This window comes from Metabacillus rhizolycopersici (assembly GCF_020075705.1).
The window spans coordinates 52239-68991 of sequence record NZ_JAIQUM010000012.1 but is presented as its reverse complement, the minus strand read 5'-3'; the positions used below and the strand labels follow the sequence as shown (position 1 = coordinate 68991).

The 16753-nt window shown below is 36.1% G+C and carries 14 protein-coding genes; 1 reads left to right on the top strand and 13 read right to left on the bottom strand.

Translation table 11 applies throughout. The features are described 5' to 3' along the window. Nucleotides 1-82: 82 nt before the first annotated feature. The 9 genes from hflC to K9V48_RS07955 form a co-directional block, all read right to left on the bottom strand. Nucleotides 83-1012 carry a protease modulator HflC gene (gene hflC, locus K9V48_RS07995; protein WP_224138215.1) on the bottom strand — a complete coding sequence of 310 codons (930 nt, stop codon included), beginning with the start codon at nucleotides 1010-1012 and terminating at the stop codon, nucleotides 83-85. Then, nucleotides 1002-1979 carry an FtsH protease activity modulator HflK gene (gene hflK / locus K9V48_RS07990; protein WP_224138213.1) on the bottom strand — a complete coding sequence of 326 codons (978 nt, stop codon included), beginning with the start codon at nucleotides 1977-1979 and terminating at the stop codon, nucleotides 1002-1004. The genes hflC and hflK overlap by 11 nt, the downstream gene beginning before the upstream one ends. Nucleotides 1980-2319: 340 nt before the next feature. Then, nucleotides 2320-4092: a two-component system histidine kinase PnpS gene (pnpS, locus tag K9V48_RS07985; protein ID WP_224138211.1), complete on the bottom strand. Its 1773-nt coding sequence runs from the start codon at nucleotides 4090-4092 to the stop codon at nucleotides 2320-2322. Then, nucleotides 4085-4804, bottom strand: coding sequence for a response regulator transcription factor (locus tag K9V48_RS07980; RefSeq protein WP_224138210.1), 720 nt, complete (start codon nucleotides 4802-4804; stop codon nucleotides 4085-4087). Before K9V48_RS07980 ends, pnpS begins: the two co-directional genes overlap by 8 nt. 670 nt (nucleotides 4805-5474) lie before the next feature. Beyond that, nucleotides 5475-5951: a MaoC/PaaZ C-terminal domain-containing protein gene (locus K9V48_RS07975; RefSeq protein ID WP_224138209.1), complete on the bottom strand. Its 477-nt coding sequence runs from the start codon at nucleotides 5949-5951 to the stop codon at nucleotides 5475-5477. A 337-nt stretch (nucleotides 5952-6288) separates the two neighbouring features. After that, the gene (mdh, locus tag K9V48_RS07970) at nucleotides 6289-7227 is read right to left on the bottom strand and encodes a malate dehydrogenase (protein ID WP_224138208.1); all 939 of its coding nucleotides are present in this window, start codon (nucleotides 7225-7227) and stop codon (nucleotides 6289-6291) included. A gap of 351 nt (nucleotides 7228-7578) precedes the next feature. Beyond that, complete coding sequence (icd, locus tag K9V48_RS07965; protein ID WP_224138207.1) at nucleotides 7579-8850, bottom strand: NADP-dependent isocitrate dehydrogenase; 1272 nt, start codon at nucleotides 8848-8850, stop codon at nucleotides 7579-7581. Between the two features lie 226 nt (nucleotides 8851-9076). Continuing rightward, nucleotides 9077-10195: a citrate synthase gene (gene citZ / locus K9V48_RS07960; RefSeq protein WP_224138206.1), complete on the bottom strand. Its 1119-nt coding sequence runs from the start codon at nucleotides 10193-10195 to the stop codon at nucleotides 9077-9079. Nucleotides 10196-10959: 764 nt separating this feature from the next. Further along, a complete protein-coding gene (locus K9V48_RS07955; RefSeq protein WP_224138205.1) occupies nucleotides 10960-11424 on the bottom strand; it encodes a DUF441 domain-containing protein in 465 nt (154 codons plus the stop codon). Between the two features lie 141 nt (nucleotides 11425-11565). Between K9V48_RS07955 and ytvI the strand changes: the two genes are divergently transcribed. Continuing rightward, nucleotides 11566-12681 (top strand): sporulation integral membrane protein YtvI, encoded by a 1116-nt coding sequence (ytvI, locus tag K9V48_RS07950; protein ID WP_224138204.1) that lies wholly within the window; start codon nucleotides 11566-11568, stop codon nucleotides 12679-12681. A gap of 14 nt (nucleotides 12682-12695) precedes the next feature. Here the strand turns inward: ytvI and K9V48_RS07945 are convergent, their stop codons facing one another. The 4 genes from K9V48_RS07945 to pfkA all read right to left on the bottom strand — a co-directional run bounded on the left by K9V48_RS07945 (nucleotide 12696) and on the right by pfkA (nucleotide 16493). Beyond that, a complete protein-coding gene (locus K9V48_RS07945; protein ID WP_224138203.1) occupies nucleotides 12696-12833 on the bottom strand; it encodes a hypothetical protein in 138 nt (45 codons plus the stop codon). A 39-nt stretch (nucleotides 12834-12872) separates the two neighbouring features. Beyond that, entirely contained in the window at nucleotides 12873-13259 is a 387-nt protein-coding gene (locus K9V48_RS07940) for an FxsA family protein (protein ID WP_224138201.1), read from the bottom strand. Nucleotides 13260-13559: 300 nt separating this feature from the next. Continuing rightward, nucleotides 13560-15320: a pyruvate kinase gene (gene pyk, locus K9V48_RS07935; protein ID WP_224138199.1), complete on the bottom strand. Its 1761-nt coding sequence runs from the start codon at nucleotides 15318-15320 to the stop codon at nucleotides 13560-13562. 213 nt (nucleotides 15321-15533) lie between these two features. Beyond that, nucleotides 15534-16493 (bottom strand): 6-phosphofructokinase, encoded by a 960-nt coding sequence (pfkA, locus tag K9V48_RS07930; RefSeq protein WP_224138197.1) that lies wholly within the window; start codon nucleotides 16491-16493, stop codon nucleotides 15534-15536. Nucleotides 16494-16753 lie beyond the last annotated feature (260 nt).

The window sequence follows — 16753 nt, the reverse complement described above, 5'->3', positions numbered from 1 at the left end:
TTCTATCATGAGAATAAATAGAAAGGAAAACCACGGTTCTTTCATTTTTAATATAGATATAGTTAGAAAAACACGTTATCCTTTATTGTACTCCCTTTAGCAGGCTAGCGTAAGGAGAGTCAAATGGAATTATAATTACTGTTTCTTCATCGATGGTTTGTTTATATGATTGTAATGTACGATAAAGTTCATAAAATTCAGGATCCTTCGAATATGAGGTATTGTATAATTTAGCTGCTTCCTTTTCACCCTCACTTCGAATAACTTCTGCATCAGCCTTAGCTTTTGCTAACATCTCTTTCACTTCTCTGTCCGTATCGGCAATAATCCTATTTTTATCTGCATCACCTTTAGATAAATAACCTTGTGCCGTTGATTCCCGCTCAGAAATCATTCTTGTAAAGACAGATTGTTCATTTTCAGCTGGTAAATCCGTTCGTTTCATCCGGACGTCTGTAACGACAATTCCATATTCATCCTTTGCTAATAATTCGTTTACGATCTCTGTAACCTGGTCATTTAAACTTCCTCTTGATGATTTCTCGTCATTAATAATTTCATCATAATTTAACCGACCTAATTCAGATCGAACTGTCGAAAAAACAAACTCTGCCATTTTCGTTTCCGCATTAACGACCGTACGGGCATTCGCAATCATTTTTTTCGGATCCTCAATTCTCCAAACCGTATAGTTATCAATAATTAACCGCTTTTTATCCCTTGTATTAATCTCTGCCTCTTCGACATTATAGATCATTTGATATTTAGGAAGAGTTGTTATCGATTGGAGAAATGGAATTTTATAATTTAATCCTGGTTCTTCAATAATTCGAACGACCTCACCAAATTGACGAACAACTTTATATTCATTTTCCTTAACAATAAACAAATTCGATAGGATGAGCACCAGAAGTAAGATCGCAATAATTAGAATGATTCCACCGCGCAAGTAACCTTTATAAGAGAAACCTGCCTTTCTTTCCTCGATGTTTACAACTTTATCATTGCCCATCCTTAACACTCCCTTCCTGCTCTACTGGTGGTGCTACAGGCTTTGTAGTTGCATCCTTGATTGGTAAATACTTCATCGTATTTCCGTTATCCTCCATAATATAAATCTCTGCATTCGGTAAGACTTGATCAATCGTTTCTAATACTAAACGCTTCTGTGTAATCTCTTTTGCATTGCTATATTCACTATAGATCGCATTGAATTGCGCTACATCACCACGTGATTCTTGCATACGTGCCGCTTTATCTCCTTCTGCAGCAGAGATAATTGCATCCTTTTCTCCTTTTGCTTCCTCAGTGCGTTGATTTCGATATTTATTCGCTTCGTTTGTTCTCGTATTCATCGTTTCACGTGCATCTGTCACATTAGTAAATGCTTTCCTTACCTCTTCATTCGGAAGATCGACATCCTGTAACTTAACTGCTAAAATCGTGATGCCAATATCGTAATCAGCGATAAGCGTAGATAAGAGCTCCTGTACTTGCTTTTCAATTTCGCCCCTACCAGATGTTAATGCATCATCAATGTTTGAGTTACCAATGATACTCCTTAAACTCGCAGAAGTAGCATCTTCTAGCATCTCATTTGGATTTTCTGCATTAAATAAATATTTACCAGGTTCTGATATCTTCCATTGAACAACCATATCAGCTAATACAATGTTTTCATCACCTGTAATCATTTTGGTTTCTTTAGGAAAGTCCTTTACCTCACCATCTTGCGTTTCTTCATAGCCAAATTGGAGACTGAACGTTTCTTTAGAAAGAACTTCTACAGATTGAATTGGCCATGGAAATTTAAAATGAAGTCCCGGTTCACTAATGCCTTCCTCTATTTCACCTAGTGTAATCATGACAGCTTGTTCAGACTCATCAACTGTGAACCATGAAGTAAAAGCGACAATAGCTAAAATAATAATTAAAAAGGCACCACCAATGATAGCTAAAACTCTTTTTATGCTTAACATTTTATCCCCTACCTCCTTTTAAACTTTACATGCGAATATGTAAACATTCAATTTGTTACCTAACTTTAGTACGATTATATTTCAAAAAGGTTTCAAAATAATTTCATTTTTGTGATTTTTTAAATTTCATTAAAAAAACTGAAAACACGTACAATTTTTCAAGTTGCAAAAAAAAAAAAAAGGGACGAGAGCTCTTCGCTCTCGTCCAAAAGATTGGCTCCTTGGATGAAGGGGTTTTCACTTAGTATAATATCAAGTTTATATTAAGATAGAATAAATTAGTTGTAAATTATATGTAAATTTAATGTAAAGATTGTCGAAACTTACACTTTCATCTCATTTATTCTTCCTTCTGACTTCCTTGATACTTTTTATATAACTTTACAGTAAATGTCGTCCCTTCACCAATTTTACTCGAAACACTTATTTGCCCCTTATGTGCTTCAACTAAATGTTTAACAATTGCCAATCCTAAACCCGTTCCGCCAGAGTTTCGACTTCTTGCACGATCTACCCGATAAAAGCGTTCAAAGATTCTCGGTATTTCTTCTTTCTTCATACCAATTCCTGTATCCGAAACAATGACCTGTACAAATTGATCATGCTTTTTGACTTTCACATTAACAGAACCACCCTTTGGGGTATAAGTTAAAGCATTACTTATTAAATTAATAAAGATTTGCTTTAGGCGATATAAATCACCTTCAATTAACAAAAGACCCTCTGGGAGAGAAACTGACACTTCTACTTCCTTCTCTTTTGATTTATTTTGAAGAATGATTTTGATATCTTCTAAAATTTCTTTGACATCACATGTCTGTATAGACAATTGATATCCTTGTTGTTCGATCTTAGATAAATCTAATAGGTCTTGTATAAGCGTCTGTAACCGATCGCTTTCCTTAAGTATAATTGATAAAAAATACTCTGCTGTTTGTTGATCCTTCAGCGCCCCATCTAACAAAGTTTCACTAAAACCTTTAATCGAAGTAATTGGCGTTTTCAATTCATGAGATACATTTGCAACAAAGTCTTTTCTCATTTGCTCTAGTCTCTTCAATTCGGTAATATCATGAAAAACAAGGACGATACCTTTCCACTCGTCATTGGTTCCGATAATTGGCGCCCCATACACTTCAAAATGCCTTCGTTCTATTTTTAATGGCAGGTGTAACTGTTTCCTAACTTTTACCTCTGTCATAAAAATTTCTTCTACAACTTCAATAATTTCTTTATGAGTAAATGCGTCATGATATAGCTTATAAAGGAAATTTGCAGAATCCACCTCAAAAAGCTCCTTATACGCACGATTAACTAAATTAATATAGCCACGACCATCAATTAAAATTAAGCCACTTCCCATGTTTTCAATTAATGTTTGAAGCCGATCCTGCTGCATTTCCTGGGCTCTTGTCATATCTTGAAGGTTCCTTGCAAGAATATTTATCGACTGACTAAGCATTCCTGTTTCATCTAAATGATCTTCATATGTACGAGCCTTATAATTTCCCTTGGCAAGCTCCATAGCAACTATTATAGCTGATTCAATCGGTCGAGTATATTGTTCGGTAATTTTAACTCCGATTATTAATATAATAATAAATGCCAAAATTAAACTTACCACTAAAATTAGCCACATTTGATAATTCACTTTATCTAATGGCTCTACTGATGAACTTATAAGAATTAGTCCTTTATACGCTTCACCTTTCATGATCGGTAACCCATAGTATGCTAGTTTTTCTTTTTGTACCGTATAATAATAACCGGCTTTCTTGCTTTTCATAGTAGGTAGAGCATTTTCGATTAGTTGTAAATGATTGTACTCTACCTTACCTTCATCATAAACAACATGATCTTTCTCATCCATTACTATTATTTGTGATTTAAATGTATTACCTAGTTCAGTGATAATTCTGAACGACTCTGTATGCGATAGCCCTTCTTCCGCAATTATTGATTCCGTTAATTTTGCCTCTTTTTCCATATTCTCAATAAAAGAACTTGTATAATAACTATTAAAAATTTGTCCAAGCAGTAACGCTACGGCAACAAGGACAATGAGCACTAAGGGAATTAAAGCAAATAATAATCGCGAACGAAATCTATTCATCCATCTTTGGCTCCTCAAGCTTATATCCCAATCCCCTAATTGTTTTTATATAAAGAGGTTTTTTCGTGTTTATTTCTATCTTGTCTCGCAAATGACTAATATGTACATCGACGATTCTCGTATCACCTGCAAAATCATAATTCCAAACAGCGCTAAGAAGTTGATCACGCGTTAGAACACGCCCTTTATGTTTAGCCAAGTAAACGAGCAACTCAAATTCTTTAGGAGTTAAGTCTAAACGTTCCTTTCCATAGTAAGCTTCATAATGTTCTGGTAATACTTTTAAATCACCGATCAACACTTGTTCTAATTCTTCAACTACCTTTGTCTCAACTTCTACAAGTGACTGTGATCTTCTAAGTATAGCCTTGATTCTTGCTACTACTTCTCTTGGACTAAATGGCTTAGTCATATAGTCATCAGCACCGAGTTCAAGACCGAGCACTTTGTCAAATTCATCATCTTTTGCCGTTAGCATTAAAATCGGCACCATTATTTTTCTTTGTCGAAGCTGCTTACACACTTCAATCCCATCCATTTTAGGTAACATCAGATCGAGAACAAGGAAATCTGGATCTTCATTTATGCATCGATACAATCCTTCTTCCCCATCCATAGCCGTTATGACACTATAACCGGCTTGTTCCAAGTTATACTGAAGCAACGTTGAAATCGATTGTTCATCATCTACTACTAAAACCTTCTTACTCATATAAGCCTCCAAGGATCGTATTTCCCTTCAACTGAACCAATCTTCTTTTTACTTTCTATTATATAGTGAAACTTCCTTTCGTGGGGGGATTTTTCCCCACGAAAGGTTAGTTGAACTTAATCGGACTTTTACTGGCAGTTTCTCCTCAACTATACCTCTTAATAACTACTAGTCAATGGATAGGTGATTACTGCCAGTTTAAGTGGGGCATAGTGAAACTTCCTTTCGTGGGGGGATTTTTCCCCACGAAAGGTTAGTTGAACTTAATCGGACTTTTACTGGCAGTTTCTCCTCATTTATCCTTCTTAATAACCCGCAATTATAGTTATAAGTGAAAAATACTTGTTTATGTAGGTATTATTTAATTTATTCGGTGCTTCCTAGAAGTTCTCCAATTCTCTTTATTCTTTGGGGAACTTCCAAAAAGAGAAATTTCTGAATAATAGCACAAAAGCGGAAGCGCCTTGATCAGCCTAAGGCAGGCATAAGCCACGCATGAATAGAAGACCAATTCATGCGTGGCTTATAACCCCAAGGGGCCGGACGCTTGCACTGAATGTCGCGCGCTTATCCACAGTACATGAATTTTATAATTTCCTATACAATAAAAAACTGGCTCAAATTGAGTCAGCTCGAAAATAATATTACCTGTTGAAAAGTTAGGTATTGATTAAAAGTTATCTAATTCTTTATCTTCCAATAGGTTCATTGTACTAGGTGGACATACAGTAATATTTCCTTCCAAAACAACTTCCTCTTCTACATTAACTGCTTGTACATCGACCACAATTTTATTTTCTGAAATATTTATTTCACTAACTTCAAATAAGAATTGTACAATACTATAATGATATAATGGCTTAACGAATGTCAAGTTTTGTTTAACAATATGACTTCCAGGGCCCGGTAAATATTTCGAAACGGCAGAAGTAATAATTCCGGTTAACAATAAACTTGGAACAAGCGGTTTTTCATATGGAGTTTGAGATGCATAATCATGTTGGATATAAAGAGGATTGGCGTCGTTTGTTAGTCCAAGATAAAGTAATAAATCTTTATCCTCAATTTTTTCAGTTAATGATAATTTTTCTCCAACAGTAATTTCTTCAATATGCCTGCCAGGCTTTCGCTTTTTATCAAGAAGCATCTTCGCACCACCTTATTTATTTGAAGGAATTTTTAAGAACAAAAGCGCAAGCGCCTTGATCAGCCTCGTACAAATAAGTCAATCAGGAATTGAAGGTGTTTTTTACCTTCAATTCCTGATTGACTTAGACCCAAAAGGCAGTCAAGAACGCTACGTCCTGTCGCATTGACTGCACTTGCACGTCCTTGTGCTTCGGGGCCGGACGCTTGCGCTGGATGTCGTGCACTTATCCACAGTTCAAGATTTTTATAGTTTTCTAAACGATAAAAAAGAAAATTGAGGTTTCCCCCAACTTTCCTTTTTTCTATCTTTCACCTAAACGCTTAGGGCGTTCTTCTTATGCTAATACCTTCATCACATTTTTAACTGAATCTGCTGATTTTTGAAGTGCTGATTTTTCATCATCTGTTAATTCAAGCTCAATAATCTGCTCCAAACCATTACCGCCAAGAACTGTAGGAACACCTAAATAGATACCGTCAAAACCATACTCACCTTCTAAATATACGATTGATGGAATAACACGTCGTTGATCTTTAAGAATCGCCTCAACCATCTCTACTAGTGATGCAGCAGGTGCATAGTATGCACTTCCATTTCCAAGCAAGTTAACGATTTCTCCGCCACCTTTGCGTGTTCTTTCAACAATTGCATCTAGTCGATCCTTCGGAATTAAGGTTTCTAATGGAATTCCACCTGCATATGAATATCGCACTAGAGGTACCATATCATCACCATGGCCGCCTAATACAAAGCCTGTCACATCTTTAACAGAAAGATTTAATTCTTGAGCAACAAACGTACGGAAACGTGCTGTATCAAGAACTCCTGATTGTCCAATTACACGATGTTTAGGGAACCCCGACTCTTTAAATACAGTGTATGTCATTGCATCAACAGGGTTTGTTAGAACGATGATTGTACATTCAGGTGAATATTTTACTATTTCTTGTGTTACACTTTTCATAATAGCTGCATTTGTTGATACGAGATCATCACGGCTCATACCAGGCTTCCTTGCAATACCTGCTGTAATAACAACGATATCAGAATTCACTGTATCTTCATAGTTTGATGTACCCGTAATATTCGCATCAAACCCTTGAACAGGACTTGCTTCTAACATATCTAAAGCTTTTCCTTTTGTAGAGTTTTCCATTTGTGGAATATCAACTAGTACTACATCTGAAAGTTCTTTTTGAGCTAATAGAAACGCCGTTGTTGCTCCTGTAAAACCACTGCCAATAACAGATACTTTTTTACGCTTAATTGCCATAGATAACATCCCCTTAATTGTAGGTTTGGAGAAGAAAATCAGTTCCAATTCAAAGCCGCAAGCACTCTTTTTAAAAGAGAGCTTGTGATAGCTTTCACTAAAAGGAACAGACACTCCCATTCAACTAGCTAAAAAACTGTAATTGATAAAGATTATAGGTTTTGAATCCTAAGAAGAAAGTTTACGTTTTATATCCTTAGATTTCTTTTCTAGCTGCAACAACTACTCTCGAAGCACGTACAGGCAAACGCAATCCAGTCGATTAACACCACATTTAACGTCTTATACAATCATGCCGTTTCCTAATAAGGAGGAAACGGCATGATTGCTAAAAAACTTATGCTCTTCTAATTAACTCATGTTTTTAATAAGTTCATCACCGAATTCAGAGCATTTTACTTCAGTTGCCCCTTCCATCAAACGGGCAAAGTCGTATGTTACAACCTTCGAAGCAATTGTTTTTTCAATTGAATTCATAACTAATTCTGCTGCTTCATTCCATCCTAAATGTTCAAGCATAAGTACACCAGAAAGAATAACTGAAGATGGATTTACTTTGTCAAGACCAGCATATTTTGGTGCTGTTCCATGAGTAGCTTCAAAGATGGCATGTCCTGTCTCATAGTTGATATTCGCTCCAGGTGCAATACCAATTCCACCAACCTGTGCAGCAAGTGCATCAGAAATGTAATCACCGTTTAAATTCATTGTTGCTACAACATCAAACTCACGAGGTCGTGTTAAGATTTGTTGTAAGAAGATATCAGCAATTGAATCTTTTACAATAATTTTACCAGCTGCTTCCGCATCAGCTTGTGCTTTGTTTGCAGCGTCTTTACCGTCTTTTTCAACAATACGATCGAATTCTGCCCAAGTAAACACTTTATCACCGAATTCTTTTTCCGCTAGCTCATAACCCCAATTTTTGAAGGCCCCTTCAGTAAATTTCATGATATTTCCTTTATGAACAAGTGTTACTGACTTACGTCCATGCTCGATTGCATAATTGATTGCAGCTCTTACAAGTCGGCTTGTCCCTTCTTGGGAAACTGGTTTGATACCAAGTCCAGATGTCTCTGGGAAACGGATTTTATTAACACCTAATTCATTTTTCAAGAAGTTGATTAATTTTTCTACTTCTTCAGAACCTTGCGCATACTCAATACCAGCATAAATATCTTCAGTGTTTTCACGGAAGATAACCATATCCGTGTCTTCTGGACGCTTAACTGGTGAAGGTACACCTTGGAAATAACGAACAGGGCGTAAGCATGTAAATAGATCCAATTCTTGACGAAGTGCCACGTTTAGAGAACGAATCCCTCCACCGATTGGTGTTGTTAAAGGCCCTTTGATCGCAATTAAATATTCATTAATTACGTCTAATGTTTCTTTTGGTAGCCACTCACCTGTTTGATTGAAGGCTTTTTCACCCGCTAAAACTTCTTTCCAAACAATGCTTTTCTCACCGTCGTACGCCTTTTCAACAGCAGCTTCTAAAACTCGTGATGCTGATGCCCAAATATCTGGACCAATTCCGTCTCCTTCAATAAATGGGATAACTGGATTATTTGGTACATTTAATACTCCATTAGCAACTGTAATTTTTTCACCTTGTGTCACAAGAAAACCTCCCAGATTATGTATCATCTTTATCTATTTTTATAATAGATAATTACATGATTAATTATAATAGATTTTGAACATTTTTGCAGATTATCATAGCCTTTTACATTTTTTTTATGAAAAAGGAGTGACTCTACACAGCAACCCTCCCCTGATCTAACAGGGAGGATTACATAATATGGATATTCAGAAGCTAGTTATACCATTTCCATACGAAGTAATATTAGCCTCGTAATTCTAGTGGTATATATATTTGTTTGTCAGGTCCTACGTATTCAGCACGCGGGCGAATTAAGCGGTTGTTATCATATTGTTCTAAAATATGAGCTAACCAACCTGAAACGCGACTAACAGCAAAAATTGGTGTGAACAAGTCATGATCAATTCCTAAGCTGTGATACATAGATGCTGAATAGAAATCAACATTAGGTGGAAGTGGTTTTTGAGCTGTTACAAGTTCTTCCACTTTCGTTGATATTTCATACCATTTAGACTCACCTGTAATTTTTGAAAGCTTTTCAGACATTTCCTTCAAGTGTTTCGCCCGTGGATCACCTTGACGATAGACTCGATGGCCAAAGCCCATAATTTTTTCTTTGTTATTTAACTTTTCGTTAATGTAGCTTTCTGCATTCTCTACTTTTCCAATTTCAGTAAGCATTTTCATGACAGCTTCATTTGCTCCGCCATGTAAAGGACCTTTTAACGCACCAATTGCTGCTGTAATCCCTGAATAAACATCAGAAAGAGTTGCAACACATACGCGTGCAGTAAAAGTTGACGCATTTAATTCATGATCAGCATGTAAGACTAGAGCTTTATTCATGGCCTCAACTGCAACTTCATTTGGTTCTTGAGCAGTTAATGTAAATAGGAAGTTAGCTGCCATAGATAAGTCTGTTCTAGGTTCGACTGGATCAAGTCCTTTGCGGATACGTGCAAATGTTGATACGACTGTTGGAAGCTGTGCTTGCAGACGGATTGCTTTTCTATAATTTGCTTCTGTATCCATCACATCTGCTTCATCATCAAATAAGCCAAGTAATGAAACAGCTGTGCGCAGAGCCGCCATTGGATGCACATTATTGATAGGATATGTTTTGAAGTGGTCGATGACTTGCTGTGGAATTTTTGCATTTTCCGCAAGTTGCTTCTTAATTTCATTTAGCTGATCTACATTTGGAAGCTTTTGGTGCCATAGTAAATATACCACTTCTTCAAAACTTGCGTTTTCTGCTAAGTCATCAATGTTATAGCCTGCATATGTTAATGTGTCATCAATAATTGAACTGACAGCTGAAGTAGTAGCGACGATTCCTTCAAGACCGCTTGTGGATGTCATATAAATCCTCTCCTTTACCTTTTATTCCCCATTAGAATCATCTTAAAAGTCTAATAATATCAACCACAAAAAATTTGTGCAACACACATTTTTCCATTTAGTCTATATATGTATACAAAGATATCTGTGGAATTAGATATTTTTTAATCGAGCAAATCACACAAAATATTCTGAATTTATTTATAAGTGTATGTATTTCTATGCTCTTTCATTTAAACTTTTAGTTGATTGAGCGCTTGCTCATATGTAAGCACCTCAATAAAGTAAATGCTTACATTTCTAGGTTTTAAAATAATAAAACGGTTTTATTTTCATACTGACATTTTCCCCTATCATTCACGGAATTGATATTCTGTGAATGATAGGGAAAGAAAAGCTAAGGCTCTGCCATAAGGACTTAAGTTGATATTTCCAAAATACAGGTTGGAGTAATGGACCTAATCCCATTATAAACAATTTTCAGACTTTTGGAAATGAAAATACTTCATTCCACATCAAAAATTTGTTAGAAAAACTTTTTTTTAGGAGTTTTATCGCTTCACTCTATCGTATTATTAATATCTTATCATAAAATTGTTATATTAGTGTACATTTCTGCTTACGTAATCTTTTCTTCTTATGCAAAGTAAATTAGGCTAAATCAATACGTAAACCAAATGATTCTCAAGCCTTACTACTGATATATTACAGAAACAACAGGGATAGAACTGACCGCCTTCGCAAAGTCATCCTAATAGTGCCCACCTAACTCTTTTACGACAAAATTAAGAGCTGAAGAGCTTAACAATCTGCATTGCTAAATAAGCAATACCCGCACCAATCAAGGGACCAACCGCAACTCCATTAAACAAAGCCACTGCCAAAATTGTTCCAAAAACAAGCGCTGTCGTAATGTGGGGATCTTCTGTTAAAAGAATCAATCCGTTTTTTGCGATTATGGCAACTGCAATACCTGCACCCAATGCGATCCAAGCATATGTAGATTTTACTGCATCTATAAGTTGTTTAAATCCAATATCGCCTGTTGCAATTGGAACGAGGACTGCTATTGTGATAATGGTTACCCCCCAATTAATCCCCTTCGATCCAATTGTTGGTAATATCTTTGATTCCATCCCGATTAGTTTGATGATAATTAAACATGCTACAGCAATGATTAATGATTGATTTTTTGCAAGCAATCCTATTCCTAACAATATTACTAAAAATAACATCGGTTGACTAAACATGATGTATACCTCCAATTCTACCACTACTTTTTTCCACTGACTTTATCGTTATAATTCCAATTAAGAGAAGTTTTCTTACATAAACAAGCTTTACCTTTAATAAACATGCTATATAACGAGGAACTTCGGGAGGAAATCAAGTTGAGCTTGAATTACTTATATAGCGTATTAAGATTAATATTAATTTTCGTCCTCATTACCCTAAGTGTTTTTGTTATTTACTACCTTTTTTCATTGACCTACCCATTCATCATCGCTATCTTTATCGCACTATTAATAAATCCTTTAGTCAACTTCATGGAAAAAAAGGCCAGACTCCCTAGAAGTTTTGCAGTCATGTTCGCAATTTTCCTATTAATTAGCTTAATTTCTGGTATCCTTATTCTTTTAGTTGCAGAAATTGTAACAGGCACCACCTATTTAGCAAAAGTAGTGCCTGGCCATTTAAACTTGTTGGCTATGTATATTGAAGATTTTTTTGTAAATAAGATAATGCCGATGTATAGTCAGCTAACTTATCTTTTCAATACTCTTGAATCAAATCAACAGCAATCAATTATTGTAAACATACAAAATATCGGTGAACAAATTGCCTTCAGTGTTGGAGATTTCATTAAGAAATTTTTAGAAAATATCCCAGTAATCTTTAGTTGGCTTCCTAATACAGCAACCGTCATTATTTTTTCATTGCTAGCCACTTTTTTCATTAGCAAGGATTGGTATAAATTTAAAGTTACACTAAAAACCATACTCCCTCAAAAAGTAAGAACGAGTGGTCAAACAATTTCTGAAGAATTAAAAAAGGCTCTTTTGGGGTTTATCCGTGCGCAAGCAACGCTTATCTCTATTACTACCACAATCGTATTGATTGGATTACTTATTCTTCGAGTAGATTACGCTATCACGATTGCGCTGTTAATTGGATTAGTTGATATTCTTCCCTATATAGGTACTGGATTGGTGTTTGTTCCCTGGATTATTTACTTAGCGTTTAGTGACAGTCTCCCTCTTGCCATTGGGCTTGGTGTACTTTATCTCATCGTTTTAATTCAACGTCAAGTTATGGAACCAAAAGTACTATCGGAAAGCATTGGTCTAGATCCACTCGCCACATTAATCTCTCTATTTATCGGGTACAAATTATTAGGATTTTTAGGTCTTGCTGCTGGACCAGTAGCTTTAGTTGTTCTGAGAACCCTGCATAGTGCAGGAGTGTATGAGGAACTATGGAACTTCGTCGTAGGAAAGGGAAAATAATTCAAACCGAAAGCTCAAACGACTTGTTCAGGCTCCTTCATATCACCACACACGAATGGAAAGCGTCCTTTCTGAACATTCACATGTGGTTGGCTATGAAGAGATTGGAGCTGAATGGTGAAGTACTTTTCTATCGTATCAACTTTAATCATCTTCTAAAATTACATCCAAATAGAAACAGTCCACGGTTATTACCGAATAATTGTAAACCGATTCCTGTCAATCATTTTGCGAATGACCCTTAAAAGAAATGGCTTTAGTAAGTTTCTACTTATCGGTACTAGCAGTAAAACACCTACGACATCAGATAAAAACCCAGGAGATAGTAAAAATACCCCACCGACTAAAATACAAAGTCCATCAATAAGTGTCTCACCAGGGATTTGACCAGATTGCATCTGTTGCTGGGCTTTTCTTAATGTTTCAATTCCCTGTTTTTTTGCAAGCCAGGCCCCACAAACACCTGTTAATATGATCAATAAAACAGTTGGTATGACACCAATGGTCTTACCAGAGAGGAGAAGAACACCTATTTCTAATGCTGGTACGACAATAATCAAAAATAGTAATAACCGCATCTTTTCAACCCTTCCAAGAGGAAATGTACAAATCGCAAAGCTTTACCTAAGAAAAACGCTGGAGCTGGGCAATTCTCGAAGCCAAAACTTATAAATCCTTATATTATAAACAAAGCTAGAGTTACCTTATCTTTTATTAAAACAGATTATCTCCCAACCCTATACTTCAACATCTCCAAAGTCTTCACTTGGACCTTGTACTGCCCGCAAATGCAAAACTTCACAATAAGAATGGGATAAATACAAAAAAGGAGGGGGTTCCCTCCTTTTTTTTGTTAAAAGCCAATCAGATTTTATTAATTAAAGTACACTTGCACAGCCTTTGTAAATTACTCCACTTACAGAATCAACTGTAATATCTTGACCGTCTTTTAAAATAGTCGTTGCATTTTCAATTCCTACAATTACAGGAACTCCAAGGCTTAATCCAACAACTGCTGCATGACAAGTTAGACCACCTTCTTCTGTGATAATAGCAGAAGCTTGTTCAAGTGCCCCCATCATATCGCGGTCTGTACTTTGAGATACAAGAATTGCACCTTTTGTCATTTTATCTTGTGCTTCCGCAGCTGTGTTCGCAACAATGACTTTACCATAAGCAGATTTACGGCCAATTCCTTGTCCCTTTGCAAGTACATCACCAATTACGTGAACTTTCATTATGTTTGTTGTTCCTGCTTCACCTACTGGAACACCTGCAGTAATAACAACTAAATCACCATGTGAAACAAGTCCAGTGTTTATTGCTGCAGCAATAGAATTCTCAAGCATTTCATCTGTCGATGTTGAGTGGTCACCACTTCTTGAATAAACACCCCAAACAAGTGCTAATTTCCGTGCCACTGACTCACTAGCTGTCACAGCTACAATTGGAGCTTGTGGACGATATTTCGAGATCATTCTTGCAGTATGTCCACTTTCAGTTGGTGTAATAATTGCTGACACACCTAAATTTAATGCTGTATGGGCAGTAGATTGACCAATTGCATCTGTAATTGTTGTTCCTACTTGTGCACTACGTTTTGAAAGAATTTGCTTGTAATCTAAAGCTTGTTCAGCTCTTGAAGCAATGTTATGCATTGTTTTTACTGCTTCTACTGGATATATTCCAGCTGCAGTTTCACCAGATAACATGATGGCATCCGTACCATCAAAAATTGCATTGGCTACGTCACTTGCTTCTGCACGTGTTGGTCTTGGATTACGTTGCATGCTATCAAGCATTTGTGTTGCTGTGATAACAGGCTTACCTAACGCATTACATTTTCTAATTAATTCCTTCTGAACTAATGGTACTTCTTCAGCAGGGATTTCAACACCAAGGTCTCCACGAGCAACCATTAAACCATCTGAAACTTCAAGAATTTCGTCGATATTGTCAACGCCCTCTTGGTTTTCAATTTTAGGAATGATTTGAATGTGGGTAGCGTTATGCTCTTCTAGTAATTCACGAATTTCAAGAACATCTGATGCACGTCGAACAAATGACGCAGCAATAAAATCAACGTCTTGCTCTATACCAAACACGATATCTTGAGCGTCTTTTTCTGTAATGCCAGGAAGCTTAACACTTACACCTGGTACGTTTACACCTTTTTTATTTTTCAATGTACCACTGTTGTTAATTTTCGTATTAATTTCACCTTTTGATTGGTCGATACCGATTACTTCTAGCTCGATAAGCCCATCATCTAATAAAATAATTGAACCAATATGTATATCATCAATTAACCCTTCGTATGTTACAGAGAATTTGTCAGCTGTACCAACAACTTCTGTCATAGAAATGATAATTTCATTTCCTACTTCTAGCTCAATTGCTCCATTTTCCATTGTATTTGTACGAATTTCAGGTCCCTTCGTATCCAATAGAATCGCAATGTTTTTATTTAGTTTTCCAGCAGCTTCTCTAATGTTTTTGATTCTAACCCCATGCTCTTCATAATCTCCATGAGAAAAATTCAAACGTGAAACATTCATTCCTGCTTCCATTAAATCTGATAATTTTTCAATCGATTCACTTGCTGGTCCAATAGTACAAACAATCTTAGTTTTACGCATTTTCATTTCCTCCTACGGATTTTGTGAAAAGGGGACAGTTTGATTAATAACTTATTTCAAATAGCTAGTCCCAACTTTTATTTCACATGCAGAATTTGATTTTCATCATCCTAAATACTCTTTTATTCTCTTTAAAGTTGTTACCAAGCTGATCGTTTTCGATAACAGATTTCACACTGTTATCGAAAACGATTCCACACTTATCTTATCACGTTAGATTGATAATTCTTTTGATAAACGATACATATCCTTATCAATTGTATGCGGTTGGTCTAGTATCTCTATAATATCATGATGAACTAACTCATTTTTTTGAATGCCAACACAGCGACCGCCCTTACCTTCAAGGAGTAACTCTACTGCAAATGCACCTAATCGGCTAGCTAATACACGATCGGCTGCAGTAGGTGATCCCCCACGTTGAACATGACCTAAAACAGAAACTCGCGTATCAAAAGAAGTCAATTCTTCGATTTTCTTAGCGAATTCTACTCCGCTTCCCACACCTTCTGCCACAATGATAATACTATGTTTCTTACCTCGATCATGGCCTCGTTTTAACCGTGTGACAATATCATCCATGTCATAATTATCTTCTGGGATTAATATCGTTTCTGCTCCACCTGCTAAACCAGACCATAATGCGATATCTCCAGCGTGTCTTCCCATTACTTCGATTACATATGTACGTTCATGCGATGTAGCTGTATCACGAATTCTATCAATTGCATCTATTACTGTATTAAGGGCTGTATCAAATCCAATTGTAAAATCTGTTCCAGCTATATCATTATCGATTGTTCCTGGAACGCCAACACAAGGAAAACCATGTTCAGTTAACTTTTTAGCCCCCATGTAGGAGCCATCGCCACCAATTACAACCAATCCTTCAATTCCATGTTTTTTAAGTTGTTCGATCCCCTTCTTTTGTCCTTCAACAGTCTTAAATTCAGGACATCTCGCAGTATACAACTTCGTACCACCACGATGAATGATATCTCCAACCGAGCCTAATTCTAATTTTTCAATTTTACCTTCAATTAAACCTGTATACCCATGATAAACACCATAAATTTCAACGTTATGGAAAATTGCCTTACGTACTACTGCTCGAACAGCAGCATTCATACCAGGAGAATCTCCCCCACTAGTTAGGACACCAATTCTTTTCAACCATCTTCACCCCACTATAATGAAATAGCAATATTGATTTTATTAAAAAATAACATGAAAGTAATAACAATTCAACAAATGTCGAAAGAGTCAACTTTTGTCGAATATCCTTATTGTAAGCCTCTATCATTATACAATAAATTATCCTCATTGGTTAGGGATTTATGTAAATTTAAAAAATAATTGTCTATCCTATAAAAATTACAGTAGCTACCTAAGCAAATAAGTCGCTCATGTATAGAATGTATCCTCCATGAGCG

Coding starts and splice junctions, on each gene's coding strand:
- pnpS (WP_224138211.1), bottom strand. CDS start 4,092: ATGAATAGATTTCGTTCGCGATTATTATTTGCTTTAATTCCCTTAGTG.
- mdh (WP_224138208.1), bottom strand. CDS start 7,227: ATGGCAATTAAGCGTAAAAAAGTATCTGTTATTGGCAGTGGTTTTACA.
- K9V48_RS07940 (WP_224138201.1), bottom strand. CDS start 13,259: ATGCGGTTATTACTATTTTTGATTATTGTCGTACCAGCATTAGAAATA.
- hflK (WP_224138213.1), bottom strand. CDS start 1,979: ATGTTAAGCATAAAAAGAGTTTTAGCTATCATTGGTGGTGCCTTTTTA.
- pyk (WP_224138199.1), bottom strand. CDS start 15,320: ATGCGTAAAACTAAGATTGTTTGTACTATTGGACCAGCAAGTGAATCG.
- K9V48_RS07975 (WP_224138209.1), bottom strand. CDS start 5,951: ATGCTTCTTGATAAAAAGCGAAAGCCTGGCAGGCATATTGAAGAAATT.
- hflC (WP_224138215.1), bottom strand. CDS start 1,012: ATGGGCAATGATAAAGTTGTAAACATCGAGGAAAGAAAGGCAGGTTTC.
- citZ (WP_224138206.1), bottom strand. CDS start 10,195: ATGACATCCACAAGCGGTCTTGAAGGAATCGTCGCTACTACTTCAGCT.
- K9V48_RS07980 (WP_224138210.1), bottom strand. CDS start 4,804: ATGAGTAAGAAGGTTTTAGTAGTAGATGATGAACAATCGATTTCAACG.
- K9V48_RS07945 (WP_224138203.1), bottom strand. CDS start 12,833: ATGATTAAAGTTGATACGATAGAAAAGTACTTCACCATTCAGCTCCAA.
- K9V48_RS07955 (WP_224138205.1), bottom strand. CDS start 11,424: ATGTTTAGTCAACCGATGTTATTTTTAGTAATATTGTTAGGAATAGGA.